Origin of the sequence: Nocardia sp. MDA0666 (genome assembly GCF_003023875.1) — a bacterium.
In the GTDB taxonomy this organism is placed as follows: domain Bacteria; phylum Actinomycetota; class Actinomycetes; order Mycobacteriales; family Mycobacteriaceae; genus Nocardia; species Nocardia aobensis.
Map to the genome: position 1 here is coordinate 1 of NZ_PYHT01000023.1, position 26,306 is coordinate 26,306.

General features: G+C 64.1%; 28 protein-coding genes, 3 tRNA genes and 1 pseudogene. 7 read left to right on the forward strand and 25 right to left on the reverse strand.

The annotated features are described in order from the left end of the window. From C8258_RS33360 to C8258_RS25695, 4 genes and pseudogenes are all read right to left on the reverse strand, one after another. Positions 1-221 (reverse strand): annotated as a pseudogene (locus C8258_RS33360) (hypothetical protein); the annotation flags it as partial. Positions 222-296: 75 nt separating this feature from the next. Continuing rightward, positions 297-369, reverse strand: a tRNA-Arg gene (locus tag C8258_RS25685). Between the two features lie 36 nt (positions 370-405). Continuing rightward, positions 406-495 (reverse strand) — tRNA-Ser (locus C8258_RS25690). Between the two features lie 86 nt (positions 496-581). Continuing rightward, a complete protein-coding gene (locus tag C8258_RS25695; RefSeq protein WP_106957376.1) occupies positions 582-1,439 on the reverse strand; it encodes a dienelactone hydrolase family protein in 858 nt (285 codons plus the stop codon). Between the two features lie 173 nt (positions 1,440-1,612). Here C8258_RS25695 and hisC point away from each other — a divergent pair, with 173 nt between their 5' ends. Then, positions 1,613-2,692 carry a histidinol-phosphate transaminase gene (gene hisC / locus C8258_RS25700; protein ID WP_106957377.1) on the forward strand — a complete coding sequence of 360 codons (1,080 nt, stop codon included), beginning with the start codon at positions 1,613-1,615 and terminating at the stop codon, positions 2,690-2,692. A 13-nt stretch (positions 2,693-2,705) separates the two neighbouring features. On the opposite strand, the gene C8258_RS25705 is transcribed toward hisC, so the two are convergent. Further along, positions 2,706-3,701, reverse strand: a complete 996-nt coding sequence (locus tag C8258_RS25705) for an alpha/beta hydrolase family protein (protein WP_233225339.1) — start codon at positions 3,699-3,701, stop codon at positions 2,706-2,708. Between the two features lie 204 nt (positions 3,702-3,905). Between C8258_RS25705 and C8258_RS25710 the strand changes: the two genes are divergently transcribed. Further along, positions 3,906-3,990, forward strand: a tRNA-Ser gene (locus C8258_RS25710). On the opposite strand, the gene C8258_RS25715 is transcribed toward C8258_RS25710, so the two are convergent. From C8258_RS25715 to C8258_RS25800, 18 genes are all read right to left on the reverse strand, one after another. Further along, positions 3,956-5,242 (reverse strand): site-specific integrase, encoded by a 1,287-nt coding sequence (locus tag C8258_RS25715; RefSeq protein WP_233225340.1) that lies wholly within the window; start codon positions 5,240-5,242, stop codon positions 3,956-3,958. The two genes, C8258_RS25710 and C8258_RS25715, sit on opposite strands and share 35 nt — an antisense overlap. Then, on the reverse strand, positions 5,242-5,442 hold the full coding sequence (locus C8258_RS25720; RefSeq protein ID WP_063023950.1) for an AlpA family transcriptional regulator: 201 nt from the start codon (positions 5,440-5,442) through the stop codon (positions 5,242-5,244). The genes C8258_RS25715 and C8258_RS25720 overlap by 1 nt, the downstream gene beginning before the upstream one ends. Continuing rightward, positions 5,432-6,457 carry a sigma-70 family RNA polymerase sigma factor gene (locus C8258_RS32970; RefSeq protein ID WP_199195856.1) on the reverse strand — a complete coding sequence of 342 codons (1,026 nt, stop codon included), beginning with the start codon at positions 6,455-6,457 and terminating at the stop codon, positions 5,432-5,434. Before C8258_RS32970 ends, C8258_RS25720 begins: the two co-directional genes overlap by 11 nt. Continuing rightward, entirely contained in the window at positions 6,454-6,882 is a 429-nt protein-coding gene (locus C8258_RS32975; RefSeq protein WP_199195857.1) for a hypothetical protein, read from the reverse strand. The genes C8258_RS32970 and C8258_RS32975 overlap by 4 nt, the downstream gene beginning before the upstream one ends. Then, complete coding sequence (locus C8258_RS25735; protein ID WP_106957379.1) at positions 6,870-7,064, reverse strand: hypothetical protein; 195 nt, start codon at positions 7,062-7,064, stop codon at positions 6,870-6,872. The genes C8258_RS32975 and C8258_RS25735 overlap by 13 nt, the downstream gene beginning before the upstream one ends. Beyond that, positions 7,061-7,246: a hypothetical protein gene (locus C8258_RS25740; RefSeq protein ID WP_146161332.1), complete on the reverse strand. Its 186-nt coding sequence runs from the start codon at positions 7,244-7,246 to the stop codon at positions 7,061-7,063. The genes C8258_RS25735 and C8258_RS25740 overlap by 4 nt, the downstream gene beginning before the upstream one ends. Beyond that, complete coding sequence (locus C8258_RS25745) at positions 7,246-7,947, reverse strand: DUF2786 domain-containing protein (RefSeq protein WP_158271313.1); 702 nt, start codon at positions 7,945-7,947, stop codon at positions 7,246-7,248. The genes C8258_RS25740 and C8258_RS25745 overlap by 1 nt, the downstream gene beginning before the upstream one ends. Positions 7,948-8,071: 124 nt before the next feature. Further along, positions 8,072-9,331: a hypothetical protein gene (locus C8258_RS25750; RefSeq protein WP_106957382.1), complete on the reverse strand. Its 1,260-nt coding sequence runs from the start codon at positions 9,329-9,331 to the stop codon at positions 8,072-8,074. 44 nt (positions 9,332-9,375) lie between these two features. Then, positions 9,376-9,951, reverse strand: a complete 576-nt coding sequence (locus C8258_RS25755; RefSeq protein ID WP_106957383.1) for a hypothetical protein — start codon at positions 9,949-9,951, stop codon at positions 9,376-9,378. After that, on the reverse strand, positions 9,948-12,158 hold the full coding sequence (locus tag C8258_RS25760) for a hypothetical protein (protein ID WP_106957384.1): 2,211 nt from the start codon (positions 12,156-12,158) through the stop codon (positions 9,948-9,950). Before C8258_RS25760 ends, C8258_RS25755 begins: the two co-directional genes overlap by 4 nt. Continuing rightward, positions 12,155-12,955 carry a hypothetical protein gene (locus tag C8258_RS25765; RefSeq protein WP_106957385.1) on the reverse strand — a complete coding sequence of 267 codons (801 nt, stop codon included), beginning with the start codon at positions 12,953-12,955 and terminating at the stop codon, positions 12,155-12,157. The genes C8258_RS25760 and C8258_RS25765 overlap by 4 nt, the downstream gene beginning before the upstream one ends. After that, positions 12,952-13,347, reverse strand: coding sequence for a hypothetical protein (locus C8258_RS32980; RefSeq protein WP_199195858.1), 396 nt, complete (start codon positions 13,345-13,347; stop codon positions 12,952-12,954). Before C8258_RS32980 ends, C8258_RS25765 begins: the two co-directional genes overlap by 4 nt. Beyond that, positions 13,344-14,228, reverse strand: a complete 885-nt coding sequence (locus tag C8258_RS25775) for a helix-turn-helix domain-containing protein (RefSeq protein ID WP_146161333.1) — start codon at positions 14,226-14,228, stop codon at positions 13,344-13,346. Before C8258_RS25775 ends, C8258_RS32980 begins: the two co-directional genes overlap by 4 nt. Continuing rightward, complete coding sequence (locus C8258_RS25780; RefSeq protein WP_106957387.1) at positions 14,225-15,247, reverse strand: hypothetical protein; 1,023 nt, start codon at positions 15,245-15,247, stop codon at positions 14,225-14,227. The genes C8258_RS25775 and C8258_RS25780 overlap by 4 nt, the downstream gene beginning before the upstream one ends. A 292-nt stretch (positions 15,248-15,539) precedes the next feature. Beyond that, the gene (locus C8258_RS25785) at positions 15,540-15,989 is read right to left on the reverse strand and encodes a hypothetical protein (protein WP_146161334.1); all 450 of its coding nucleotides are present in this window, start codon (positions 15,987-15,989) and stop codon (positions 15,540-15,542) included. 56 nt (positions 15,990-16,045) lie between these two features. Next, a complete protein-coding gene (locus C8258_RS25790) occupies positions 16,046-16,405 on the reverse strand; it encodes a hypothetical protein (RefSeq protein ID WP_199195860.1) in 360 nt (119 codons plus the stop codon). Further along, entirely contained in the window at positions 16,402-16,713 is a 312-nt protein-coding gene (locus C8258_RS25795) for a hypothetical protein (protein ID WP_146161335.1), read from the reverse strand. The genes C8258_RS25790 and C8258_RS25795 overlap by 4 nt, the downstream gene beginning before the upstream one ends. A gap of 145 nt (positions 16,714-16,858) precedes the next feature. Further along, on the reverse strand, positions 16,859-17,158 hold the full coding sequence (locus C8258_RS25800; RefSeq protein WP_106957390.1) for a hypothetical protein: 300 nt from the start codon (positions 17,156-17,158) through the stop codon (positions 16,859-16,861). A gap of 488 nt (positions 17,159-17,646) precedes the next feature. On the opposite strand from C8258_RS25800, the gene C8258_RS25805 reads away from it, so the two are divergent. From C8258_RS25805 to C8258_RS32405, 5 genes are all read left to right on the forward strand, one after another. Beyond that, complete coding sequence (locus C8258_RS25805) at positions 17,647-18,012, forward strand: GntR family transcriptional regulator (protein WP_063023924.1); 366 nt, start codon at positions 17,647-17,649, stop codon at positions 18,010-18,012. 113 nt (positions 18,013-18,125) lie between these two features. Then, complete coding sequence (locus C8258_RS25810) at positions 18,126-19,610, forward strand: peptide deformylase (RefSeq protein ID WP_106957391.1); 1,485 nt, start codon at positions 18,126-18,128, stop codon at positions 19,608-19,610. Beyond that, positions 19,610-20,533, forward strand: coding sequence for a carbohydrate kinase family protein (locus C8258_RS25815; protein WP_106957392.1), 924 nt, complete (start codon positions 19,610-19,612; stop codon positions 20,531-20,533). The genes C8258_RS25810 and C8258_RS25815 overlap by 1 nt, the downstream gene beginning before the upstream one ends. Positions 20,534-21,108: 575 nt before the next feature. Further along, a complete protein-coding gene (locus C8258_RS32400) occupies positions 21,109-21,585 on the forward strand; it encodes a hypothetical protein (RefSeq protein ID WP_146161336.1) in 477 nt (158 codons plus the stop codon). A 115-nt stretch (positions 21,586-21,700) separates the two neighbouring features. Next, positions 21,701-23,122, forward strand: a complete 1,422-nt coding sequence (locus C8258_RS32405; protein WP_146161337.1) for a hypothetical protein — start codon at positions 21,701-21,703, stop codon at positions 23,120-23,122. Positions 23,123-23,423: 301 nt separating this feature from the next. Here the strand turns inward: C8258_RS32405 and C8258_RS25825 are convergent, their stop codons facing one another. Both C8258_RS25825 and C8258_RS25830 read right to left on the reverse strand, forming a co-directional pair. Beyond that, complete coding sequence (locus C8258_RS25825; protein ID WP_106957394.1) at positions 23,424-25,151, reverse strand: DUF262 domain-containing protein; 1,728 nt, start codon at positions 25,149-25,151, stop codon at positions 23,424-23,426. Beyond that, positions 25,148-26,272 carry an MrcB family domain-containing protein gene (locus tag C8258_RS25830; protein ID WP_158271314.1) on the reverse strand — a complete coding sequence of 375 codons (1,125 nt, stop codon included), beginning with the start codon at positions 26,270-26,272 and terminating at the stop codon, positions 25,148-25,150. Before C8258_RS25830 ends, C8258_RS25825 begins: the two co-directional genes overlap by 4 nt. Positions 26,273-26,306: the final 34 nt, after the last annotated feature.

The following is a 26,306-nucleotide window of genomic DNA, read 5'->3' on the forward strand; positions in this document are numbered from 1 at the left end:
TGATCGGTCTCGTGGGCTCGGAGATGTGTATAAGAGACAGCCGCCGTCGTCTCCACAACAATCCCACCCCCACCGAAATCAACCGCCACGGTCACCGCCGGAATCACCGCCACCCGAAGCTCCAACCCGGCATCGGCCCGATCGCGATACCCGAGCATCGCCAGCCCATCCGCAGGCTGGCGCGGGCGCACAATCTCCCACCCGACCGCACGATCCTCCACCCGGCCAGGGTAAACCGGCACCTTCGACGGAATACGAAGAAGGCCCCGCCGCAATGCGACGGGGCCTTCTTTCTGCGCGCCCGGAGAGACTCGAACTCCCAACCTTCTGATCCGTAGTCAGATGCTCTATCCGTTGAGCTACGGGCGCAGGTCTTGTTCAGTTGTGTGCCCGGTTACCCGGGCGTGGCGGAGGCGAGAGGATTTGAACCTCCGGTCCCCGTGAAGGGACAACTCATTAGCAGTGAGTCCCATTCGGCCGCTCTGGCACGCCTCCTGGAGCCTTCTTTCGAGGGCGCCGGTCCTTTCGAACCGCCGAGAGGCAAGAGTACAGAGCAACCGGTCAGGACGCAAAACGGCTGGTCAACGCAGGTGACTGTCGAACCAATCGAAGATTCTGGTCTGCGCGTCGATCAACTGCCGCTTCTCCTCCTCGGGAAGCTGCTCGAAGTCGGCCATATCGAAGCCGGGATGGTCCGGGCGGTGATGCAGACCCGGATAGCTCACGACCAGCGTGGCCACCGGAGCGCGCGCCGCCGCATCACGGAGGCGTTCGACGTGGCCGGACGGGTTGACCGGATCGTCGTTGCCGTAGAGGCCGAGCCAGGGAGCCTGCAGCTGCGGTGCGGCGTCGACCAGCGCCGCCGCCTCCGCGGTCAGCGGCTCCACGATGCCGGGTGCCGCGACGCTCACCGCGGCCCCGATGGGCCGGTTCGTCGCGACCAGCAGTGCGGCGGTGCCGGCGTTGTCGAAGCCCAGCACGCCCACGGTGTCGGGGAAGACTCCCCGGCCGACCAGCCAGTCGAAGCAGGCGTCGAAGTCGGCGAACAGATCCGCGCCGAACACCTGCTCGATCTCGGCGCCGCCCGCGACCGCGGTGGCGACCGCACCCGGCCCGTCGGACACCCGTGCGCCGACAGCGGCCAGATCGCGGTCGTTGACCGATCCGGCGCCTTCACCGCGCCCCTCCGGACAGGCGAAACGGTGGAACAGATTGGGCGCCACCATGATCCAGCCTTCACCGGCCAGCGATTTCATCATTTCCAGCAATACATCGGCAAACTGACGGGACTCGTGGAGTACGACGATGCCGCCGCGCGCGTAACCCTCCGGCTCGATCACCGTGATGGGCACCCGACCTCCGGCCGCCGGGTCCGGAGCGCCGTCGACCACCTGCCCGCTGTCGCGCAATGGTGCTTCATCTCGATAGATGCCCGACATGAAACCAGGGTAGTTCGCATCTGTCACATTCGGGAGAAGTTGCACGGAAGTACCCATTCCTCGAAAAATTTCCGACATACCGCTCAGCCGGTTCGGTCCGGCCGACGGACCGGCGGCACCTCCGAGACAACCGCGCCGAGCCGCCGCGACGTGCGAGGAATTAAGGTGTGGGGGTGAGTGCTCGTATTCGTCCGGACCTGGAGTCCATTCCGGCTTACGCTCCGGGTCGCAGCCATCCGGGCGCCGTGAAACTGGCCAGCAACGAAACCACCCAGGGCCCGCTGCCGAGTGTCGCCAAGGTGATCGCCGAGGCGGCCGAACTCATCAACCGGTATCCGGACAACTCCTCGGGCGAACTTCGAGCAGCCCTCGCCGAGTTCCACGACGTAGCGGTCGAGAATGTCGCGATCGGCTGCGGCAGCGTCGCCCTGTGCCAGGAACTGGTGCAGATCACATGCGCCTCTCCCGCCGACGAGGTGGTGTTCGCTTGGCGCTCCTTCGAGGCGTATCCGATCGTCACGCAGGTCGGCAACGCGACGGCCGTGCCGGTACCGCTGAACGACGAATTCGCGCACGATCTGGACGCGATGGCGGCCGCGGTCACCGAGCGCACCCGGCTCGTCTTCGTCTGCAATCCGAACAACCCCACCGGAACGGCGTACGGCCGCGCCGAACTGACCCGTTTCCTCGATGCGATCCCCGAGGACGTGCTGGTCGTGCTCGACGAGGCGTACTTCGAGTATCTGCGCCTGCCCGCCGACGACCGGGCCGATGGCGTGGAGATCGGCCGCGGCCGCTCGAACGTCGTTGTGCTGCGTACCTTTTCGAAGGCATACGGGCTCGCGGGCCTGCGCGTCGGTTACGCCGTCGGCGACCCGGAACTGATCACCGCACTGATGAAGGTGCACATCCCGTTCAGCGTGAATCGGCTCGCGCAGGCCGCGGCCATGGCCTGCCTGCAGGCGCGGCACGAACTGCTCGACCGCACCGATCAGGTGGTGGCGGAGCGGGAACGCCTGCGCGACGCGCTGCTGGCGGCCGGATATCGAGTGCCGCCGTCCCAGGCCAATTTCGTCTGGCTGCCGCTGGGCGAGCACAGCGCGGAATTCGGCGCGGCCAGTGCCGAAGCCGGAGTCCTGGTGCGGCCCTACGGCACCGACGGGGTGCGGATCACCGCGGGCGATCCGCACGAGAACGATCGGTTCCTGAGTTTCGCCACCGCACCGGACACCGTCGCGCGCTTCGCCGGCTGAACCCGCGCGGCGGTCAGCGCACGCCGAGGGCTGCCGCCAGGGTGGGCCAGGCCCTCGGCAGCTCGTCTTTCCAGTACGGCCAGGAATGCGTCCCCACCGGGCGTAGATCGACGTCGGCCGGGATCTGCATGCGCTCCAGCCGATCCGCGAGAGCCATCGTGCAGGCGTTGGCGCCGGCCTCGAGCGGGCCGCCGAATCCGATCGTCGAGACCGCTTCCGGATTGCCCGGAACGTCGTAGGGTCCCGGCACGCCGGAACCGGCGGACAGGAAGATCGCCTTACCGCGCAGGGTGTCGGCGTGCATCATCACGTCGTGGGCGAGCCACTCGGGATCGTCCTGCTTGCCGAACATGTTGTCCGGATCGCCGCCGTAGGTGCGCACCACGGCCCGCGCCTGCGCCTGCCCGAAGTCCGAACCCATTGCGTAGCAACCACTGTGGGCGGCGACGGCGAGATACGCCTGCGGATCGCGTATCGCCAGCATCATCGCCGCCTCCGCCCCCATCGAGACACCCTCCACCGCATCGCGGCCGTTGCCCTCGAATGTCGCGTCGATCAGCGGCGGCAGTTCGCGGGTGAGGAAGGTCTCCCATTTGTTGGTGCCGAGCACCGGATCCGGATGCTGCCAATCCGTGTAGTACCCCGCCGGGCCGCCGATCGTGAGAACGACGTTGACGTCCTTGTCGGCGAAGAACTGCACCGCACCACCGCGCTCGGTCCAGTTGTTGTACTCGTTGCTCGCGCTGCGGCCGTCGAGCAGATACAGGGTCGGGCGCGGATGGCTGCGGTCCGCCGGCAGCAGCACCTGCACCTGCACCGTGCGTCCCATCGCCGGAGAGTCCACGAACACCCGCAACCAGCGATCGTTGATCGGTTCGATGCGGTCGATCGACGCGGTGGCCGGACGGGGATCGTCCAACGCCGGCGGCGGCCCCTCGGCGGAACCGGAATCGGCCGGGGGCGCGGGCGCGGCGGCAATCGACGGCGCTCCCCAGATCGCCCCACTCATCAGGAGTGCGGCGATGGTAGCGCCGGACAGCCGACGCCGTATCCGGCGACGAACCATGGCCGCCATCCTGCCAGAGGTCGCGCGAGGCGTCGAAACACGCGACAGCCCGATCTTCGGCGAGTCGCCCGAAGCCCGCCGGACCGATTCGGCATCCCCGCACCCGCGCCAGTAGGCTGAGACACCGTTCCGGCCCGCCCGGAACGAGGTGGGTTGCCCGAGCGGCCTAAGGGAACGGTCTTGAAAACCGTCGTGGTTCACGCCACCGTGGGTTCAAATCCCACACCCACCGCAGGTGAAGGGCCGTTTTCCGGTTCGTCGGTCGAGTCCTGCACGGGCTCGGCCCGCAGTTGGCCCGCAGCGGCTTCGGCGCCCGCATCCATCCCTGCGGCAACAGTGTCCAAGTCATCGGGGAACAGGTGGCCGTAGAGGTCGAGTGTCAGAGTCGCGGTCTTGTGCCCCAGCATGCGCTGCACGACCTTGATGTTGGCGCCGGCACTGATAGCCAGCGACGCCGCGGTGTGACGTAGTCCATGCGGAACGACCCCGTCGAGGCCGGTCGCCTTGACGGCCCGGTCGAAGGCCCACCGGAATTCGCTGGACGTCAGATAGTCGCCTTTCCGGCCAGGGAACACCAACGAGTGGGGCGCGAGACCATCCACCACTACGGCGAGTTCCCTCTCAAGGAACTTCGGGACCGGCACCTCGCGGGTGGTGTGGTTCTTCGTGTCGGTTTCGACCACCCCTTCCCCGGTCACACCGGATGCCGATCGGGAGATGCGGATCCGTCGGCGCGACATGTCGATGTCGCTTGCCCGCAGCGCGGTAGCTTCGCCGAAGCGAATGCCGGTGTAGGCAAGGGTGAATATCAACGGCTTGAAGCGGCCAGCGGCCAACGCGAGCCTCATGACTTCCAGGTGGGACAGGTATCGCCGTTCCGCCGACGGCATCGAGGGCAGCTCGACGTCCTCCGCGGGGTTCGTCGGCAATCGCTTTGCCTTGATCGCAAACCGCAGCACCCGGTCGAGTATTTGATACGACTGAATCACCCTCGACGCGGACAGGCCCCTGCCTTCGAAGCGGCTGCTGCCGGCGGCCGACAACCAGACAACCCATTCCTGGATGTCCTCGAACTCGATATCACGAAGCGCTACGGATCCCCACTGCGGCAGAACGACGGTGTCGAGCAGTGACCTGTATCCGGCGACCGTCTTCGGCTTCCGGCCCTTCTTCGTGGCGAACCACTTCTCTGCTACCACCCTGAAGAGGACACCGCTGCGATCAGGGTCGACCCAGGTTCCGGTGACCACTTTGGTGGTCACGTCGCCGTCGAGGAATCGCTGCGCCTCGACTTTGGTGCTGAACAGCCGTTCGCGCTCGACCCCGTTGGGATCGACATAGCGGGCGCGCCAACGCTTGCCTTTGCCGTGCTGTTTGGACTTCGCCCGTTTGCGGGATTTCTCGCCGGTGGCGGGGTCCGTCTCGGTGACCCACTTGTACCAGCGGTCCTCCACTCCTGCCCGGGGATTGCGGCGTGCCGTCACTAAGCCGCACCTCCCCTGGCGCTGGTGGCCTCCTGCTCGGCGATCCACGCGAGGATCACGCTCTGGCGCCAGACGCGGCGCCGGCCGAGTTTGAAGCTGGTCGGGCCTGCGCCGATGTGTGCCCAGTAGCGCCATGTCGCAGCCGGAATGCCGGTCAGCTGTTCACAGTCCTTGGCCTGTAGATACTTCTCACTTTCCATATTCGGTAGCTCCTTCCGTGAGGTGGTCACGCGCGGCGTTGATGGTGCGCGTGACCGCGGTGCGGCTCAGTTCGACGTGGTCGGCGATCCGGGCATGCGGCCATTTGCACTCGAAGCGCAACCGGAGGATCGTCGCGACCTTCTCCGGATCGCGGCGGCCGGCGGGATCGGCGTTGCAGATCTCTTCGGCAATGTCGGCCCACCGGTCCCGCGCACCGGCTGGTGCGTTGGCGGCTGGCGGGGTCGCTTCGATCTGCCGGATCTGGTGCGCAGTCGGTAACGCGACCGGCACGCCCCCGTTCGCGTGGCGCTCGTCTGGGGCCGGGGTGACACGTTCTGCACAAGCGCTACGCACCACGCTTTCTGGGCTGCGCACCGCCCCTGCAGCGTCGGTGCGCAGGTTCGGAGCGTGGTGTTCGCGGATGATCATGTGTGCGAGGGCCGCGCCCATACCCAGGACTCCGACCGGCAGGCAGGCCACCAGAACGGTCACCGGCCACGGCGCCACAGCGACGCCGGCGGCGCGCATGAGGTGGTATGCCACCTGTCCGACGGCGCCGAGTACCAGACTTCCGAATGCCGAATACTTGGCGTAGCTGCGGGTTCGATCCGATCGGATCCGTCCCGACAGCCAGACGTACAGCGCGTAGGAGGCGTACGCCTCCATGCCGATCGGCAGCGTGATCGCGGTGTTGAGCGTGAACTGGTCCCAGATTCCCGGCAGCGGTCGGACCGGACCGAACCCGGTGAGCTGTCCGAGTCCGACCCAGCCGGACCAGATCGCGACGAACGCCGGCAGTGCCAGCAGTAGGACCGGCCACGCCCGCGGCACACTGCGCACCGGCTTCGTCTCGACTGGTGCGTTGTGGTGCGTAGGGCTGTCGCTGCGCACCGATACCTGTTCGGCGTCGCTGGGGTCGTGCGCACTGGCCGTCGCCCGGCCCGGGATGTAGAGGGTGCGGGAGCCGATTTCCAGCGGCGTGAATTGCGGCGCTGAGGAGATATTGAGAGTCACTGTGCGCCCCCGTTCCGCTGCAGCGGCCCGTCCGCACCGTGGCGCAGGTAGTCCTCCTGGATGAGCATGATCTGGATGATCGAATCCAGGTAGCGCCATTCGATTCGCGTGATCTCGCTGTCGGGGCGGATGCCGCGGTGCGTGCTGCAGAAGAATTCGACGAACTCGGCCGGCGTCCAATCGAAGAACCCCTCAGCGGCGACCTCGGCCGCGGTGATGGCGTCGAGTCGTTCCTGGTGCACCGAGACGATTTCGACGTCGGTGATGCGGTCGAGCGGCTCGCCGGGTTTGCGGCCTTGTACCTTGCGGCACAGCGTGACTCGGTCACCCGGGCGGAGCATCTTCCAGCCGGCTCGGCGGGTGACGGTCTTGGTGCGGTTGCGGACCTGGGTCTCGGTGAGCGCGACAGACATCAGTCGGGGCATGAGGTCTCCTCCTCGGCGGTGGTCTGGGGGCGGGCTTCGAGGTATGCGCTGACCGTGGTTCCGTTGCGCTGAGGGAAGATTCGCCAGTCGGTAACGATGTCCACGACGGGGTCCAGGGCAGTGATCATGGCTTTCACGTGGTCTCGCTCGCCGGTCACTCGTATCTTGACCGCGTCGCTCATACCCGGCTCCGTACCGCCGCGGGGGCGCCGAGATTGATGCACTCGGCCATGTGGGTAATGAGGATTTCCATGTCGTTGTCGTCCAAATCTCGGATCACGACATCAAGTGCGGACTGTCCGCCGGTCGTCAGTGCGCTGACCGCGGTGTTGACCAGCTGAAGCACACGGATCGGTTCGTTCATCAGCACTCCCCCTCTCCGTCGGGCGCCTGGTAGACGGCGGTGTAGAGCTTCGGTGCGGAGAAGTTCGGGGCTGGCGGTTCGCCGAGTCCCTCGTACCGGATCCGCACCTTGCCGCCGACGACGGTGCGGGTAACGCCGGCGTCCATGCACGCACCGATGAGGGCATCGGCGATGCCGGTGCGGACCCAGACCTTCCGAAGGCCCTGCCCATAGGGTTTGGTGGTGCCGTCGGTCTGCACGATCAGGATCGGGACCATGCGCTCGTTGCCGTCGGCGTCGAGTTTCGGTGCGCGAGTGCGGTAGTCGAGGTCGGGCTCTTCCTCGATGGCGACGATGATGCCCTCGATCTGCGCGCCGGGTTCGCTGTTGCGGTTGAACGCGGCACGGGTACGCGGGGTGAACGCCTTGCTCATCGTGGTGTCGCCCGCGGGCCGGGCCGGCTTCGTCTTGGTTGCGGTGCTGGTCATGGTGGTGGTCCTCCTCGCGTTCGTGGGGGTGGATTGCTGTGTGCCGCTGGGCCGCGCCCGATTCGGGCGCGGTGTCTCGGCGGCTGGCTGGCGGTGCTTGGTGAGCGGGAGCCCGTACGCCGCGGCCAATTCGTTGGCTTTGGCGTAGAACAGGGCGGCTTCGGGGGTGCCGTGGACGCTGTCGGCGTGGGCGCGCAGCTTGGTGACCTTGTCGCGGGCCTGATCGGGCGTCACTGCCGTGCCCCTCGTTCCTGTGGGCAGCTAGCGGGCTCAGTGACCGGCACCGGGTGGGTGGACCGGGTGCCGGCTCCGATGGCCGGGTGGCTGTTTCGGCTCGGGGAGGCCTGCTTGCGGTCGGTCATCGGTCGAGTCCGTTCAGGACGGGCTTGGTGATGACGGGGCCGTGGAAGATCGGCTGCGCCGGTCGCGGCATCGCCGCTGCGGGACCGTCTGCGGTCGGCGTCTGCTGCCGATCCAGGTCGTGTTCGGCGAATTTGCTTGTCAGCTCGGTGTTTTCGGTACGGAGCAGCTCGTTCTCGGCCCGGGCCTGGCTAAGTTCGGTACGGAGCAGCTCGATCTCGTTGATCTGGGTGTGCTCATGGTCGATCTGCCATCCGGTGACCTCGTCGATAACCGTGTCGCGCGGGCCGACGGCGTGGTAGGTCGGCGACTCAGCACCGACTTCGCCGATGTTGACGACCAGATCGGCATTTTTGGGCCAGCCGTGGGAGTCGTCGGCGAGACGATCGAGCGCCCAGTCATGCCCTTCGGGGAGGCTGGTGAACTCGGCTCGTTGGGCCATCTCCGGGTGAGTGCGCACGATCTCCGCGCTGCCCACCACCACCTCGTAATAGCGAGCTCGCTCACTCTCTGGGAGGTCCCGAGGACCTGTCTCGGCGTCCCGTTCGACAGCTTCGGAAGCCGGTTCCGGCCACGCGGGCGCGGGCTGCTGTTGGAACTGCTCCTGCTCTCGTTCGACCGTCGGCACCCACGCGCGCTGGAACGACGGCTGATACGCCTGCCGCTGTTCGGCCAGTACGGCGTAGGCGGCGCGTTCGCGGTGCAACTGTTCCCACTGCTGCAGTTGGCGCCGTTCTGCCGGGCCGGCGATACCGGTACGCAGCCGGGTCAATCCGTCGCGTGCTCGCGCACGCAGGGTGTCCAGACCCCAGGTCGGTCGGAAGACGGGCCGGACCGGGTCGCGCGGATAGGCGTGGACGGTGGCCAGCGAGGTCACAGCCTGACCGCGTTCGGTCGCCGTGAGGTGCTGGGAGCCGTAGACACGATTCTCGATCCGCTGTCGGGCGGCGTCGAGGTCGCGCTGGCGATCGAACCAGGTATCGGGGGTGTCCCATGCACGGATCTGCTGTTCGTTGAGCAGTCTCCACCGGTATTCGACCAGGCTGGCGGTCAGCCGTCGACGCTCTTGGGAGTGGGCGAATTTGGTTTGGTGGGCGTCTGCCTTGACCAGTGCGTTGATCTCGCGCCGCACACTGCGGGGCACGCGCGTCGCGGTCGGGTTCATGGTTCGCCAGGAGCTCAGAACGTGGTTGACCCGGCGAGCCAGCCCGGACATTTCGCTGACGATCTGGTCGGTTTCGGATGTGTTGTGAGCCATATGGTTTGGTCCTCCTCTGATCGGTGATTGGGTGGCGGTGTCGGTTACCAGCGGGCGCGCTTGGCGCGGGCGAGCTGGCGGAGGTTGGGGCGGCCGTGGGTGGTCCACACGCTGTGGCCGGTCCAGCCGACGCCGTAGATGAACCAGGCGATGCCGACTGCGGCGCCGGCGGCGAAGAACGCGATCACGGTGATCGCGACGACCGCCACACCGGTGGCCGCAGGGCGCCACCAGAACGCGATGACCGCCCGCCATCGCAGCGCGGCGGCGACCCACGGATCGTCGAGGTCCTCGATGTCACCGGCCGGCAGAGCCGCGGTGTCGGTGGCATTGAGGTCGGGGACCGCGGCAAGGTGGCGTGCGCGCCGCTCGGGGGTGTTCTTGGGCATGGCGTCGGGGAACATCGCATACAGCTGTCCGACGCTGGGGGTTTCGACGTCGAGGCGGGCGTCTCCGGCGGGTTTGGGTGCCTCGATCGCCTTCTCCGGGGTGGGTGGGGTGTCGTCGGGTTCGATGGGTTCGGGCAGCATGGTGGGGTCCTCCTTTGCCTGCTGGTCCTGGGATTTGTCTGACTGGTCGCCGTGTTCGTCGTGGTCGCCGAAGTCCTTGGCGGGGCTCACGCGGGCGCTCCACGGCCGTAGAGCAAGGCGCCACCGGCACGTCGCCACCGGCCCTGCTTGGTTGTGGCGTGCTTGGTGCTCGGCTGCATGGGGCGCAGCGGGATCGTGTCGGGATCCAGCGGTGTGATTCGTCCCCAGGTCGCGGTGCCGTGGTTGACGTAGACGCAGTCGCCGGGTTCGAGGCGGCGCAACAGATTCGGGTCGATGAGCAGGGCGTCCTGCATGCGGACCTGGCCCTCGTCGCCGTGGCGGTCTTTCAGCGTGTGCCGCGACGGTTCCAGCGCCCGGCGGGTGCCGTAGAGCGTGACGACGTCGTCGGGGCCTTCCATGCCGAAGCACAGCAGTCCACCAGACCATGCCTTCATGAGCTGTTTGGCGTCGCGGTCGGTGCCGGCCAGCGATTCGAACGAGTGCGCGCCGACGATGCACGCCACGCCCTGCGAGCGGAGCGCCTCGCACGCATCGGTGAGGCTGGCGCCTTCCGACACGCGGGAGAATTCGTCGATGGTGAAGGTGATCTCGCAGCCGTGCGGGGTCGCAGCGACCTGTTCGACCAGCTTGATCACGGCTTTGGCCTGCGATACCGCAACGCTCTTCTGCGCGGTACCGGGAACGGTGATGAACCAGTAGTCCTTGTCGAGCAGATCGAACGGGCCGTCGAACACTCCGTCCAGCTCGCGGAACAGGTTGTCGAAACGCGCGGTCTCGGCCGGCAGGACCGGCTGCTTGCCGTCGTTCGCGGCGACGATCGCGTTCAGCTCCGGCCGGTGCGCCGGTTTGTCCGGGAACACGAAATGCCCGTCGCCGTTGAATTCACCGCCCCACGCATGCCACAGCCACGCCGGGTCGAACCGCGACATGAACTCCTTCGAGTTGGTCGGAGGGTTCTCGCTCGGCCCCTTCCCGGCATCGGGATCGGGGGCGTCGATGATCAAGTGCACCAACGAGATACGGAGTTCTTCGTAGAACTTCTGCGCCGAATCGCTGGCCTTCGCAGTAGGGGCAAGGTCCTCGATGACATGCCGCAGCGGGCCGGGCTTCAACGCCCAGATGTTGAGTTTGTCGGCCGGGGCCATCGCGATCCGCGACGGGTGCACGCCGCCGGCGAGCAGGGCCGCCTTCAGGTCCGCGTAGGTGACCAGGTCTTCGATGCCGCCCTTGCAGGACAGGAAGATGCTCACCGCGCGTTTGGGCTTGATACCCAACGCCTTCCGCGTGGCCGTCGGCATCGCCGCGGCGGCCAGATAGCGCTCGTGGCTGGCGAAATGCGACGCCACCGACAGCCGGCACTCACCGGTGGTCTTGCCCGAACCAGGGCCACCCAGGATGCCGACGTGCTTGCGGACCGCGCTGTACGGGATCGTCAGCAAGGTGTCCGTCATTGAGCTCAGCTGTCCGGCAACGGATTTGCGGTGCTGGCTCACCGTGGTGGCCTGTCGGCCGAGCACGATGCTGCGCCGGCCCCGGCCGCGGCCGGTGACCGTGGTCAGCGGTGTGGCCCGGCCTGCCAGCGCCCGGGCGGCGTTGAACTTGGCGTCGATCTCTCGGCGCTGCGCGCGCTCGGTGGCGGGAATGTCTTTCTTGCCGACGGTGTGCAGCTGGTTGCGGTTGCGTGCCCACCACCACGTCGCCGCCGCCAACGCGACCGGGATGCCGGTCACGCTCATCTCCAGCATCGCGGGCAGCCAATCGGCTTCGACCGCCAGCGCGGTGCCGTGGGCGAACAGTTCCAGCGGCGCCCACGGCGACGTGCCGACCACCGCGGTAGTCGCGGGCAAGATCAACGACGCCGCCGCATAATTGCGCAGCCTCGCCGGCTCCCAACCCATCCGGCGCGCCTGCAGGATCGCCGCAGCGGTCATCGCGCCGGTGACACTGACTCCGACACCAGCATCGGCGAGAAACGCGCCCAGGTGCTGCACCCATTCGGTATTCGGGTGCAGCGACGGGTCATGGGTGTTCATGAAGTGCAGCCAGCCCGGCTCCTTCGCCTGCTCGCCGTGCTGGGTCCTCACCTCGAACACTGGATGCTGCGGCGTGGGCGCCGATGCGCTGCCGCAGTCCTGCGGGGTGATCAGCGGGCGACAATCGCCGACGGGGGCGGGTGTGACCTGCTGCGGTGCCGGTGTGGTGGCCGCGTCGCAGTCGTGGGGCGTGATGAGCGGTTGGCACTCGGTCGGTGCGGGGATTCTGTCGTGGGTGGTCATGCGGTGCCCTCCTGTCTTGCTGCGGGCAGGTCGATAGAGCGGTGCGCGATGACGTCGGCCAGCGACCGCAATCGGATGTCGGGACGGGCCGGGATTCGGCCGGCGTGGATGAGGTCTTCGATCACGCTGATCAGGGCTCGGCTGATCTGTTCGGTGCCGTAGACGTAGAGCAGACCGGCGTCGATGGCGGTGGCCTGTTTGTAGGCGTCGACCACAGTGGCGGCCAGCCGCTTCTTCGTGGGCCGCTTCAGCGTCAGCTCGACCTCCACGGCCAACCAGCGCCCGCGGTGCAGATAGCGGCCGTCGTGCACATGCGGGCGGCCGAATCCCGGCCGACGCGGCACTAGCCCGCCGCGATCGACAACCATCAACCCGCCCGGACGCTGCCCGGCGGCGATTGCGGCGTCCCGCAACAGCTTCCGTTCCGGCACCCACAGCGATTCGTCCAGTCCGCACAGAGCGGCCCGTACGCGAGAGACGGCGAGTTTGTGAGTGATGTTGGTACCGGTCGGATTCCACGGTGACACCGCGTGTTCGAGGCGCTCGGCGGCCACCGCCGGCCACGGCCAGATCACTGTGACGTCTCGGTCGGCGTTGTCCAGCCGGATCGACACCGACCGCAGGACACCGAAGCCATCCCGCCACCGCTCGATCAGGGTGTATGTGCGGGAACGCTCGGTGCCGCACGCCAGCTGCACGGCGGTGAAGTCGAGACACCACTGCTGGCATGCGAAGCGCGTGACCTGCTCGTCGCGGTCGGTCCACTGCAATCGCGGGTTCGGCTTGGGTCGTGTCATCGGTCCAACCCCCAATCGAATTCGGGCCGGGTCGGCGCGACCCGGCGATAGATGTCGGCGACGGTGTCGAGCTCGACGCGTCTGCGCGCGGCGTTTTCGGCGGCGGAGATGCCGACGAATCGAGGGCCAACCGGGGTCACACCACACTCGGGGCAGTGGCGGGACGCTCCGCCTTCGCGTTTGAGCTGCCGCTCACGGGTTCGTCCGCCACTCCATGTGCGGGCTAGACGGAACCCGATCCCGGCTCCGGTGACGACCTCCATCAATCGAGCGCCGCGGCCTGCGGTGTGCTCAGCAAGACGGGCATCCAGGTCGGACGTAGTGCCGGTGTAATGGGCGGCATGACGGTAGGGGCGTTCGAAATGCAAGAGATAGACCACGGGCTCCGTCATTGGTCCAACCCCCAGTCCAGTTCGGGCTGGATCGGCCCACGTGCTGGTGTGAACTGAACCGACGCAAACTGCCGATCGCGCACGACGGTGCGTTTGGTGACGTGCAGTTGCTCCGCGATTTGCGACGCCGATCGACCGCGAGCGCTGAGTTCGGCGACCTGAGCGCGGCGCACCTGCCGGAGTTCTTGCTCCGACGGCGGTTGCCATTCGTCGCGGTCCGGTTGCGCATTCGGGTCGTCGAGGGCGTCTTCGTCCCATTCGAACGGCAGGGCCCAACCGCGGTCGCGGCCGTAGGCACGGGCCTGCTCCGACGGCCCGGGAGTCATCTGCAGCCGACCGAACAGAGCCTTGATGTCACGGTCGCGACTGGCAGGCAGCGACTGCCCGGTGTGGCCTTCCGGCAAGGCCCGCTCGACGAGAGCGGCCATAGTGGCGTGACTGGGCTTGATTCCCAATTCATGCGCCAAACGGGTTTGGGGATACCCGTACGCAATCAATGCCTGAATGCGTCTCCGTGCCCCGGTGATCGGCACCAGTGCCGTATCCGCCGCGACGTCCCCGGCCCGTTCGGGCACCGCGACCGCCAGAATCGCCTGCTCGGTCTTCGCGTTGATGTGCTCGGTTTCCGGGCGAGCAAGGTTGGTCATCGTCGAATGGCTGATACCGGCCAGCTCAGCCACATGCTTCGGCTTGAGTCCGGCAGCAAGCAGCTGGTCGATGTGCGCGCGAGCGGTATCGGGAGCGACGCGTGGTTGCCAACGGCCGTAAGCCAATTGGCGGCGCCGGTGCCGGCTATAGGCCGCCTTACACATGCCGTGCCCCTGATCACCCGGCCTGCCGCAACCACAGCTGCACATCGGATGGGCATCGGAACCCGTCATCGGTCCAACCCCCAATCCATTTGCGGGCGAACCACATTCGGTCGGCACGGAACGGTGACCGTCGGAACCTGACGCAGTCCTGTCCCCCGCACGGCTGGGCCTTCGCGGTACAGCGCGAGCTGATCGGCCGGTATACGGGTGAGTTGGTTGATGTCGTGGCCGGCGTCGAAGTGGTCCGACAGGTCTTTTCCGGTGGCGGCCTGCATCACCTCGACGCGCCCGCCGATCCCCTGCAAGCGGTCGTGCACGCTGATCGCGTGGTCGAACCCTGGTCCGTCGCGGTCGGCGACGATGACCACGTGCCGGGCACCGCGCAGCTGCTCGGCGTGTTCGGTCCGGAACTTCCCCGCACCGCCGGCGTTGCAGGTCGCCGGGTAGCCGGCGGCGATCGCGCGATCGACGTCCTTTTCGCCCTCGCACACCAAGATCGGGTGACCCTGCTCGATCGCCCACGCCACAATCAGTGCCTGATACAACACCGGCTTGAATCCCCCCGACACCCACGTGCGATCGGAGGCGTCCCAGCGGCGCTGATAGAAGCTCTTCTCGATCCCGTGCTCGTGCGGGGTCACGGTGCGAACCACCTGTCCGACAGGCTCATTCGCCGCAGTCGTGTACGTGTAGGTCGCCACCCGGCGTCGCGGCCCGACAACGGCACCCAAATCGCGGGACGGCTGCTGAGGTCGGTGGCGGCGAACCGGATTCGGCGCCGCGGCCGGCCGACGCTGCTGGCCGGCCCGCTGCCCGCCGCGACCGCGCTCGGGCAGATGATCGAACAGATCACGCACCCGGATATGCGCAGCCTCCAGCACCTCTTCCTGCGGACACCCGGCGAAGCAATTGACGATCGTCTTCTCCCGACGCGGGTCGTACTTCACACCCAGCGACGGCGACGAGTCCTCGTGCGCAGGGCAACGGAATTTCGTCCACTGCCCGGAATTGCTCGACGCCTCGACGGTGACCTGCCGCAACGCATCGATCACCCGATTGAACGACGGCCCATATCCCTGCCCGGTCATAGAGGCACCACCCGGACGAATCCCGAGAAGCTCGTCAGCCGAGTCCGGCAATGGCGGGCGCCGCACCGAACAGTCCGGTAGGCATCGAAGGTGTCGCGAAGATCCTCCAAGCAGCTGTTGCAGGCGAAAACCACGGAGCTGCAGCACAAGACCGTCACAACCCAGCACACCCGGTTACTGCACGGACGTCGGTCCGCCAGCAATTCACATTCCGGGAGCAGATCGTCGGTGAACTCCTCTACCGCCGGTTCGACCGTCGTTGCGTAGTCGCGGACTGATGAAAACGACTGGCTCATCGGTCCATCCCCCGGTCCTGCTCCAGAAACGCACCGGATCCGAGCCACTGGCCCGGCACCCGTCCTGGGGTTCGCACGGTCGGCGGTGTCGGTGCGTCGACCGAGACGAGCCGATCGGCAGTCTCCGGATGGCGCGCCGCCGCTTCGGCGAGGTGCGGGATCTGCTGCACGGGCGTGGGAATCGCCGTCTCGCGGGCCTGAGCCTCAGCGTCGCGGACCAGTTTGACTGCCTCGCGCGGGTCGACCCCGATGCCGAGCGCCAGGGTCTTGATCTGCGGCCAGTCCCGCCGGGCAAATGCCCGCACTCGATGGGTGTTCGACAAGCGCGCGACCACGAGAGCGTCACGCGCTTCCTCGGCAGTGAGGTCGTCTCGATCGGGCAGCCATGAGACCTGCCAGCCGCGATCACCGCGGGTGGCGGTATGCGGCAGATCGTCGAACCCCATCCGGTTCGGTTCCACACGGACGCCGGCCGCCCTAGCGGCCTGAGTCAGTCGAGTATTCATCGCGCCAGCCCCCAATCCCGCTCGACAGCAGTCGGATTCGAGGGCTTCTCGACCATCGGCGTGGCCGCATGGATCAGGCCGATCGCCTCATTCACAGTCAGTCCGAGCGAACTGGCCCACTCACGGGCTTCCAACCGATTCGGTGCCACCGCAAGGCGCATTCCGGCTCGCGCCTGCTCTGACGTGAACTGGCGACCGGGGAGGCCTGTGAACGCCCACTTGCCGCCACCTACGTCCATCGCCCGGTGCTCGGTCGCCTCCGACCGCATCACACCCTGATCGACAGTGATCGACGGAATCGCCGGCGCAGCGGCGCGCGCCCACTCGGCGGGACCCCATGCCTTCGGCAGCCTCATCGAGTCACCCCCTGCGGGGCACCGCACTCGGCCGGAACAACAGCCACCTGCCCGGTTCCCGGCTCAGGGCAGACAACGATGGTCGGATCCTGGTTTCCGCCGCGGTCCAACAGCAGCACCGCGGCGTAGAAGCCGGCCGCAAACGCGAGAGCCACTACCAACAGCGCAGCGCGCTGGCGTGCAGTGAGCATCGGTGTCCGCGCGCGCTGTCCCGTACCGAATCCGCCGCCGAGAAGCGAATCTCCAATACCGATCGGCTCACCAGTTCGGTGATCGAATGTGTAGTAATAGCGGTCCATCTCGGTCATCGCCGCGACCCCGATCGGCGGGGACGCCGGCGCCAACCGGCCCACAGCACCACCAGGAACACAACCGCAAGCACCGTGCTCGGCGAAATGAGGAAAAGCAGGATTCCGAGTAGGACGAGGATGCTCAGAAACTCCGTCGCGAGCCTCATGCCGCATCACCGCCGGCGGGCAATTCCAGCACCTGCGCGGTCTTCGCCGCCTGCATGTCGGCGATCCCGGCCGCGAGCAACTCCCGGAGCAGGATTGCCTGATCGAGCGTCAACTGCATTCCGATGTCGCCCGAGCCCAGCTGGCCCCGAACGTCGACACAAACTTTGTAGACGTTGGCGTAGTACTTGACGCGGAACGAGCCTCGAACACTCGCCGTGGCGACGACTTCGTCGACGTCTTCTTGATGGCCGAACTTGTCGACCTTGGATACGTATGCGCCCATGAAGTCCTGCATCACGCCACCTCCAATCGGCGGCTGAGCCGGGCAATCTTGCGCATCGTGCGCAGCTGATCAGCACGCCACGCGCGCTCCTCGGGCGAGAGCAGGCCATCCGGATCCACTGCTCGCTCCAAGCGATTCAGGGACGCAGACCGGGCCTGACCACGGCGCACTCGGGAAATACGGGAGACAGATTTGGCCTTACGGCCAGATACACTGGACATGCTTCGGGGACCTCTCGTCCTGGAAGTGGGAAATTGCTGAAGCGGTTGCACCCGCTTTGGTTCTTGGGCCCTCGGTAGTTGGCGCTACCGGGGGCTTTTCATCTCTCGGCCGAATTTCGGTGCCGAGCAACGTGATTCAGAGACTGTCTCGGTCAGGGCTCCATGCCTGGCCCTCCTTCCCCAACATCACCGATACATACTGAATCATATCAGTCTGTATCAGTTGCAGTCAATGACTGATATGTATCGGTACGCACCGGTCCGTCGTAGACTCGAGCTATGGAGAGTTCGCCGCCCGGATTGGCCAAATACGAGCGTGTAGCTGCCGCAATCAAGCACGACATCCGAAGCGGAGCGCTCCAAGACGAGGACCGCAAGCTTCCTGGCCACCGCGGCCTTGTGGACAGATATGAGGTGTCGCTCGGCACCGTGCAGAAGGCACTTCGTCTGCTCGAGGATCAAGGCTGGCTGACCGCTCGCGCCGCATCTGGCGTCTACGTGAACGATCCCTTGCCGGACGAGAGCGATGTCGCGCCGGCCCGATCCGTGCAAGAAGAACTCGGTCGCCTTCGGAGCACGACCGCCGAGCTTGAAGCCCGAATCGAACGCCTGGAGCGGGCCGTTCACGACTTGACTCCGTCGTGAGGTCGATCTCGTTGCATCGTTCATGTGGTACAGAAAACACCCGCAGAAGCAGGTGAGGGCACTGTGAACACGATGTGCCCACCGACCCACCAAAAGTCACAGGGGGAGCGTCGATGTCCGACGAGATGGCCAACTTCATTGGGGAACTGAAGCGGTGGCGCGAGAACCAGGGCATGTCACAGTCGGCGCTTGCCAAACGGATCCAGTACGACCGATCCTACGTCTCGAAAGTTGAGACCGGACAGGACTTCCCAGCGCCGGACTTCGCGAAGCGAGCTGATGAAGTTCTATCGGCCGGCGGCGCGATCCGGCGCGCCTACAAGGCCGCCGCACAGGCCGCGAATGGCCAACCATCACGGTCCGATCCGGCCACAACTATGAGCGCGCATGACAACGGTCTGGTAGTTGAACTCGAGGAAGCGGAGCTGCACTACGACCACATCATCGGCAACTACCGTGCTTCCCAGCGGAGAAGGATCCGAAATTGCGGTACTGCGCCGATCTATCGCTACTTGATCCGCATATCCGTAGATCGGCATCCCGGTTCACCGGAGTACTCGAACGAGCTGTATCGGAACGATCCTCTTACCTGGGAAGAACTCAACCTGGTCGCGCACTGTGACGATGAGCCGATGACCTGGCACGTCCAGCACGATCGGGACGCGTTCAAGGAGCTTTGGCTGCTGTTCGAGAATGAAGAGTCCCGATTCCCCCTGTATCCAGGCGAGTCGACCGTGATCGACTATTCGTACACGGTCGGCGACGACAAGTGGGGGCAGTGGTTCCAGCGGGCTATCCGGTTGCCGACGGATCGGATCGTGGTCCGCCTCGATTTCCCGGTGGAGTGCCGCCCGAACGTCTGGGGCATGGAAACGTCGATGAGCGCGGAAGCGCTGCCGTTCCGCGATCCGATCCAGCGGACTGAATCCGGTGACCGCGTACAGTTTTGCTGGAGCACAGACAACCCTCCGCTTCATGCGCGATACCGGCTCGAATGGCGTTTCAAAAACCATCACCCGAAGGATGAGATGCCCACTTCCGAGGTACTTCCAAGCGAGCGAATGTCGGCCATCGGGATCGTCCAGGAAGGCGATCCGGTGCTGTCCGGCTCCACGCAGCCATTCGACCTACCTCGTGAGGCCGATGACGCCCGGCGCGTCATCGCTGAACTGCAATCCGCGATGACGCGAGTCGCCGATACCCATACGTTCAGCAAGGGCATGGGCATCGCCGCACCGCAGATCGGGATACCTCGGTCGGCTGCAGTTGTCCGCGCTCCCGATCAAACGCTGATCACGCTGCTGAATCCGACCATCATCGACCAATCCGTGGAAACCGATGTCCAGTACGAGGGCTGCTTGAGCTTCTTCGATGTCCGCGGCAAGGTGCCGCGCCCGCTGGCCATACACGTAGAGCACGTCGACATCGACGGAAATGAGCAGATCACGGTGTTCGAGCGCGGTCTGGCGCGGCTGGTGGCGCACGAGATCGATCATCTGAATGGACTTCTGTATCGGTCGCGGATGCTGCCCGGCACACAACCGATTCCAGTGGCGCAATACCGCGGTACCGGTCAGCAGTGGAACTATCCAGCCTGATGGATAGCGTTGCCGGGCGCCGGTTCGTCGTCATCGGCGCGTACGTCGTGGATTGCATCGCTCGAACGAGCGAGCTGCCGGCCTGGGAGTCCGCAACCTTGGCCGAGTCGATCACGCTTGTACCCGGCGGAAAAGCGCTCAACCAAGCGATTGCCCTCTCACGGCTCGGTGCCGACGTCCAGGCACTCGGGGTCGTCGGGCGGGATCCAGCCGGCGGCATCGTGATCGAAGCGCTCGAACGCAATCGGGTGGATACCACCCTGATCCGTTGCCAGGACAACGCGAACACCCCGGTCTGCATGTGCTTCGCCAACAACTCTGGCGAAACGTCGTTCCTCTGGCGCATCTCCGAGGAAACCGCAATCACACCAACCGATATCGACCGTGCCGAAAACGAACTGGCCTCGGCGGACGCGGTGCTGATGACGTACGAGTTGCCCTTGGACACCGCGCGTCACGCACTCTCGACGCTCCGGAGTTCCTCGGCCACCGTGGTCGTGCAGCCCTCGCCTCCGCTCGCTGACGCACACACCTTGCCCTACGACGGGGTCGACGCGTTGCTCCCGAATCTCGCCGAGGCACGCGCGCTCCTAGCCGGCCGCCAAAGCGCAGCCACTTCGAGCCCTTCCGACGTGCCGGTCATGCTGCACAAGGCAACTGGCGTCCCTCGCATCATCGTCACCTGCGGCGCGGACGGCTGCCACGCCTTTGCAGACAGCATGGCCGGGCATTTCCCCGCACATCCGGTCCCGCAAGTGGTCGATACCACAGGAGCAAGCGACGCGTTCGCCGCGTACTTTGCCGCATCGACGGTATCCGGCTCCCCCATCGAGACGGCCATCAACGACGCCCTCGCCGCGGCGGCGCACTCGATTCAGCGCGCCGGCGGATCCGCCTCGATGCCTCCAGGACCCGGCCTCTAATTCGCCCACCTCGGCCGCCGCCCGGTCACCCGACGTCGCCCGAATCGAAACCTTCCCCGGTGCCGGTCCCCCACCCGACCAACTACCCACCGCAACCCGGAAACTCGAAATCTCCACGCACCCAAACCCACCCAGTGCCGGTTATCTACCCCGTGCCGGTCCTCCTCGGTCCAGTCTTCTCCCATCCAGTCACTCTCTTCTCCCCGGTTTGCCCCGCCGACCAGCCCCATGCATTCAACTGTCTGGCTGCCTGCCGCAGGGACACTAAATGCGCCCGCAGGGTGTGTTTAGTGTCCCTGCGGCAGGCAGCCAGACACCACCTCGAAAACCGCTGGTCGGCGGGGCAAACCGGGGCGGACGGCAGGATGCGGACAGCGATCCGCCATCCCAAGTCCGGTACTTTGCGGCCCCGATCCCACCGATCGCCGGTGGGCATGGCCGAACACAGGAGCTGTCACCTGCAGCCCCGATAGGATCAGAATCAACGAGAACCAACAACTAACGGGGACAACGTGACTGACGTTGACAGCTGGACGCCCGGCACTCGGGTCTGGTGGTACGAAGACGTGTTCGCAGTGAGCAAACATCTGGATCCAAACTTCCAGTTCGGAATCATCATGCCGTTAGGTACACCCGCAATCGTCCCCGACGCCGGGGAACCGGGAGAGCCAGAGGTGAAGTCGACCGAACCACCATCTCCCGGGATGTTGCCGGTCCACTGGAACACGACCTGCAAGTGTCGCTGGGAATCACCCGACGACCTTCTCGCCACCGTGCACCCGGACGTGCGGGAACGAATGGACGATCTTCGCGCACAGCATCGGCGAGACACAATGCGACTCGTCGCACCGAATCGAAAGCGCGACCGCAATCCCAGTTTGACTGTCTCCGTAGACAGCGAGTTGAAGGACCGGGTTGAGCAGGCATTAAATGCGGTGGACTCAACTTACAAGGATCACGTCCTCGCCTTTCTGCGATGGTTCATTCGCGAAACAGATGAGTTGCCCAGTCGGCCCGACTATCGTATCCCGTACTTCCCTTACGGCGAATAGCCCGCGGATAATCATTGTCGACGACTCTCCGCTCCAACTATAGAGCCTCGCGCCAACTGCGCCGCGAACGACTAAGCGCGCCAGCACTCCGTAGCATTCACGAAGGAACATTCAAATGAATGATCGCCTCGATCAGAACCACGGTTATTCAAGCGAAGGCGAGTCCGTATCCGCGGGCCAGACCAAAATTCCCATCGCAGACGCCGTGGAACTAACACCATCCGAAATTCGCGCAACGCAACTTTTGAAGCTATTGAAGGTAGATTTTGAAAGAATCCATCCAGATGTTCCAGATCTTCTACAGTTCAAGAACAACAGACTAATTCAAAACACCTCGATATTATTTCCGAGAAGTCGCATCGACCCCTTGCTCAAACAGCTAGATTCCGGCGTAGAGAGCAATTCTAACTGCATTGGCATCACGATCCCGCAGTCCGGGTATGTCGAGGTCGTTCTCGCAGTGAACAACCAGCGCCTCTTGAGAGACGTCATGGAAATATTCTCAAGAAGGAAAATCACTGGAGATCAATTCGATTGCCCGGCCGGTCGCGAATTGCACAACCCAGCCGTTACAATCGCCCCTGGTTACAGATTCAGACTAACTGACGATAATAAGGTTTGGTCGAATGTTCCCAAACCTTGGGATACGCTAGCCATTGACCTACATGGCGAGGACTGCTGTATTTCAATATCTCGCCCGTCCCCGGCGTGCCACCTGCTTGCCTCTCCAACCACGACCATTCCGGGTTCAATGCGGTACACCGCATCAGCCAAAATCACATATGGGCGACCATTTCAGAAGACGAAATTGGAATCCGCGGCGGAGGAGATACTAGGATCGCTGCTGTATGAACTAGATGTGCGTAACAATGTTAGTGTACGCACAGTTGGCTGGCACACCACCGACAGTCGCCGAGCGAGAATCAGCCGAGGCCGATCGTCTCCAACGGTCAGATTTCCGGAAACGAGAATCGAGCCTCAAGTTTCGTCCATGTTTGGATTCGCGAGCGCGCTTCACGATAATCCTCCGCTAAGATTTCTGTCCTACTACCAGGTGCTTGAAGCACACTTTTCAATTGCGGTCAAAAGACAAGCCCTACGGGAACTGGAACTCGAGCTCTCCGATCCGATTTTCGATCGGCACAGCAAGAAGTCACTCAACAGAGTGCTGTCTATTGCCGAGAAAGTATCGGAAACTTCAGAAGGCGTCGCAATCAGAACTCTTCTTGAGCATTACGTTCGCACCGATAAGCTGATCGAATTCTTCTCGGAAAACGACTGGGGAAATCACTTCACCAAACAGGGACCAATTGTTGGAATTGGAGACAACATAAATCCTAAGAACAGCAATCTCATACTTCCCCATCAAGTCGCCGATAGGATCTATCGCATCAGGAATCGCATTGTCCACGCAAAGGGTGATGCCAAATATAGGGACACGCCGCCACTTCTTCCGCACACCCCGGAGGCTGATGCGCTTTACCCAGATATTGAACTAGCACGCCTTCTGTGCAGTGAGGTAATCCTGAGCGTATAGCTCCGGGCCTCAAATGTGCTGGATGCGAACGATGCGCAATCACCAGCGAGCTTCCGCGGCGCCCTGCTCGCCACAGACCAAGTGGGGCTACTTCGACTGACGTCTGTCGGTGAGATTTCGGGTGCGGAAATAAACCGATACGGTTCGAGCAAGCGACGCACTCGCCGGGCACTTCGCCACATCGACCGTTTCCGGCTCCCGATCGAAATGTTGATTGGCGACACACCGCAGCCGCAGCGAATTCGGTTCACACACGCCGGCGGACAATTACCGGCTGGCTGACCTCGCGGTCGGCTTGCTACTAAGCATCTTCTAGATCCCACACCACCTCCTTCTTGGTGGCGTCCTCGATCAGTTCGACAATGCCCTTGAGCCGCTCAAGGAGATATTTTTCGAAGTCGTCAGTGCGCAGACCACTGTCCTCCCCCGCGTCTATGGCGTGCGAGGTGAGTACGTCCATGATCTTCTTCTCGCCGTTAGTGTCTAGCATCTTTTCGATGTAGACCGACGGCGCTGACTTCCCGATGATCTTGTTGGTTTCGCTGTCTATGAGAGCGCGGTTGAGCAGCAACTCGCTGGTGGACGTGTTTTTCAAGAATGCTTTCGGGAACACGTGATGTGACTCAATCCGACGTTCCTTGACACTCGCTGCAGTGAGCTTCTGGGACGTATGGAAATCCTTCGCGCCGGATCGAATGGTCAAGGCCATGACGCCGGCGTGGAGGGCCTTACGTCGGACCCCGGCTCGACTGAGTGTCGACGCTGTGAGCTTGAAGTCAGCGACGGCTTCCGGAGCATCCTGCTCAGGATCGAGCAACCACCCCCGCAGACGTGCGAAATCAGCGCCCGCCTGGCTATTGGCGCCCTGCTCGAAGTTCGTCATGAAGGTTGTGCACCAGAAGTACTGGCGCAACCGGTCGAGCGCTCCGCTGCGGTCGAGCGGCTTCAACTGCTTGATGTCCGCCCAGACGGCGGCAGCGGGCACAAGCATCATCGTGTACGGAAGCCATCGTTTGGCGAGCACACCGCACTCGCTCTGCAGTTGGTCAAGCACGCCAGCGAACCCTCCGACGACGTCAAGCCAGTGTTCCTCAACATCAGACGCGTTCAGATTCGCAAGAACATCACTTCGCTGTGCCGAGTTTCTTGCGCGAAGAGTCACTGACTGCAGAACCGAGTACGGTTCGACCGCAAAGTCCTCCAGCAAACTGTATTCGGATTTCGCCTCTTCCCACAGGTCTCGAAGGCGGACATCTTTCGGAAACAGACGCGCCGTAACCAGGTCAAAGGCACCCAAGGGCTTGCCGGTGCGATTTATGGTTTCGAATATATTGCAAACAGCAACTATTGGCGTAGTCGACGGCAGAGTCACAACTGGGAAACCATAGCTGCGCAACGGAACGAAATAAGTATCCCGCACTGCGCGCATTTGCTTTTTGATGCGACCCTCATCCCGAATTAGGGTCGCCTTGCGAGGGGCGTACTCGTCGAGCCACTCGTCGAAGTTGTTCAATTGAGCTAGCGGGAACAGATCCTCCGAGAATTGGTACTCACGGTCGTCGGGATCAAAGCGCAGGCGGTCGGATCGTGGATATGTAACGATTGCTTTGTCGAAATCGACATCGTCGACCTGAAGGATCTCATCAGCTTCCTCGTCGACGAAACGTGAGAGCCGAGCATAAAAACGATCGTCTCCCACCCCCGACAAGGCACTGTACAGTGCGGTTAACCGCTGCTGTCCGTCTAGGATGAGCTCATCGGGCTGTTTGCCGCCAAGTTTAGGAGCTCCTTCGATTTCACGTGCCGCGAAACCTTCAGTCTCTGTGCCTTGCTTCCACACGAGTAACGTCCCGGCAGGGAAACGGGACATGATACTTCGTAGCAGTTCCGCAGTTTTCGCAGTTTCCCAAACGAAGTCCCGCTGAAAATCCGGCAGCGCCAGCTCACGGTCGTGTATGCGTTGAAGTAGGTAACTAATAAGTCGTCCGTTTGCTTCGAATACGGGATCTGCTGAATATGCTGAACTCATTCTTCCTCGGACTCTTGACTTGATGCCCCCAGCGAGGGCACTCGGTAGCGGAACGAAACCGGCGTTAGATCTTCTGACTCGATCTGCCATTTGCGATGCACCACGACGGTACCGCCGGACGCGGATGGGATCGGACCTGAGCGATCGAGTCGTATCGAATGCACGACCACGAGGGCATTGCAAGGGTAATGCTGTCGATGATGCTCGACCTCGCCGCGGGTGAGAATAACCTCTTCTCCCAAAGAAGTCGTTCCCTTCACCTCAACATAGATCTTCTCCGCCTTTCTGGTCGCCAGAAGGTCATATGGCCTGGTGCTACCCGTGTCTCGCACGGTATAGCGATCATTCTGGAAGACTTTCTTTGCTAGCTCGACCGCATGCCTCTCGATCGCCAGCTTTTCGGCGGTATTGAGCCGATAACCTTGCCCACCCTTCGGTCGGTGCCGAATATTGCCGGCAGCCTCGTCGAGGGCTTGATCCGCATCAGCGATCTCTGGAGCCTCGTCCCCAGGCAGATAAGCGGTCGCCGCTTCTTCGGCATATACCTTCGCAAGCAGCTCACCCATGCTGATGAGATCGGCTCGAAGTTTGTCGTCAGGAGGCATCGCGTTGGCGGCATACTCGATCGCATGCACGTTGCCGGCCATGTATCCACGCGCAAGTCTCTGCTTGCCAAGAGCCGAAATGTCCGTGAAGCCATCGGGTTCCGAGCCCGCCCGTTCGAGCGCCGACCGTGCCCAAGCGACTCGGCGATGAAGATCCGCGGTATCCCGGAAGACGAAATCTCTGATCGCCGTGCTCCAGGTGGTCGTTCCCTGCATCAGCGACAGATACACCGCGGTGCCCTTCGCATTGAACAAGTAGACCAGGTACCAACCGACCGTCGCGCGAGGGCTGCGATCAGGTTGGAACACTCGACTCCACGGCACCTCTGACGCACTGCCCTTACCGCCGCTACCTTCGGTACTCCATCGCGGGAAACTTCCTGTCACCCACGGCCGGATCACGTCTGGGATGTCATGCTCTACGACTTGCGAGCGACGCCGCATCGGCGAATCCGACAAGGCTGCAGAATGGATGGTCTGCAGTTTCAGAACCTCATTGAGCAAGTCCCCCAACATGGTTCGGAACAGTACACCGCGGTCCCGACACATC

Bases quoted from the DNA above. Each gene is read 5' to 3' on its own strand.
- C8258_RS25795 (WP_146161335.1), bottom strand. From the start codon at position 16,713: ATGACCGAGATGGACCGCTATTACTACACATTCGATCACCGAACTGGT.
- C8258_RS25740 (WP_146161332.1), bottom strand. From the start codon at position 7,246: ATGAACGAACCGATCCGTGTGCTTCAGCTGGTCAACACCGCGGTCAGC.
- C8258_RS25800 (WP_106957390.1), bottom strand. From the start codon at position 17,158: ATGCAGGACTTCATGGGCGCATACGTATCCAAGGTCGACAAGTTCGGC.
- C8258_RS25750 (WP_106957382.1), bottom strand. From the start codon at position 9,331: ATGGCTCACAACACATCCGAAACCGACCAGATCGTCAGCGAAATGTCC.
- C8258_RS25765 (WP_106957385.1), bottom strand. From the start codon at position 12,955: ATGACACGACCCAAGCCGAACCCGCGATTGCAGTGGACCGACCGCGAC.
- C8258_RS25830 (WP_158271314.1), bottom strand. From the start codon at position 26,272: ATGTTGGGGGACTTGCTCAATGAGGTTCTGAAACTGCAGACCATCCAT.
- C8258_RS25780 (WP_106957387.1), bottom strand. From the start codon at position 15,247: ATGACCGGGCAGGGATATGGGCCGTCGTTCAATCGGGTGATCGATGCG.
- C8258_RS25720 (WP_063023950.1), bottom strand. From the start codon at position 5,442: ATGGAAAGTGAGAAGTATCTACAGGCCAAGGACTGTGAACAGCTGACC.
- C8258_RS25790 (WP_199195860.1), bottom strand. From the start codon at position 16,405: ATGAGGCTGCCGAAGGCATGGGGTCCCGCCGAGTGGGCGCGCGCCGCT.
- C8258_RS25815 (WP_106957392.1), top strand. From the start codon at position 19,610: ATGGATAGCGTTGCCGGGCGCCGGTTCGTCGTCATCGGCGCGTACGTC.
- C8258_RS25785 (WP_146161334.1), bottom strand. From the start codon at position 15,989: ATGGGGTTCGACGATCTGCCGCATACCGCCACCCGCGGTGATCGCGGC.
- C8258_RS25705 (WP_233225339.1), bottom strand. From the start codon at position 3,701: ATGAGTGGGGCGATCTGGGGAGCGCCGTCGATTGCCGCCGCGCCCGCG.
- C8258_RS25775 (WP_146161333.1), bottom strand. From the start codon at position 14,228: ATGACGGGTTCCGATGCCCATCCGATGTGCAGCTGTGGTTGCGGCAGG.
- C8258_RS32405 (WP_146161337.1), top strand. From the start codon at position 21,701: ATGAATGATCGCCTCGATCAGAACCACGGTTATTCAAGCGAAGGCGAG.
- C8258_RS25810 (WP_106957391.1), top strand. From the start codon at position 18,126: ATGTCCGACGAGATGGCCAACTTCATTGGGGAACTGAAGCGGTGGCGC.
- C8258_RS25805 (WP_063023924.1), top strand. From the start codon at position 17,647: ATGGAGAGTTCGCCGCCCGGATTGGCCAAATACGAGCGTGTAGCTGCC.
- C8258_RS25760 (WP_106957384.1), bottom strand. From the start codon at position 12,158: ATGACCACCCACGACAGAATCCCCGCACCGACCGAGTGCCAACCGCTC.
- C8258_RS25695 (WP_106957376.1), bottom strand. From the start codon at position 1,439: ATGTCGGGCATCTATCGAGATGAAGCACCATTGCGCGACAGCGGGCAG.
- C8258_RS25825 (WP_106957394.1), bottom strand. From the start codon at position 25,151: ATGAGTTCAGCATATTCAGCAGATCCCGTATTCGAAGCAAACGGACGA.
- C8258_RS32975 (WP_199195857.1), bottom strand. From the start codon at position 6,882: ATGCCCCGACTGATGTCTGTCGCGCTCACCGAGACCCAGGTCCGCAAC.
- C8258_RS25735 (WP_106957379.1), bottom strand. From the start codon at position 7,064: ATGAGCGACGCGGTCAAGATACGAGTGACCGGCGAGCGAGACCACGTG.
- C8258_RS32980 (WP_199195858.1), bottom strand. From the start codon at position 13,347: ATGACGGAGCCCGTGGTCTATCTCTTGCATTTCGAACGCCCCTACCGT.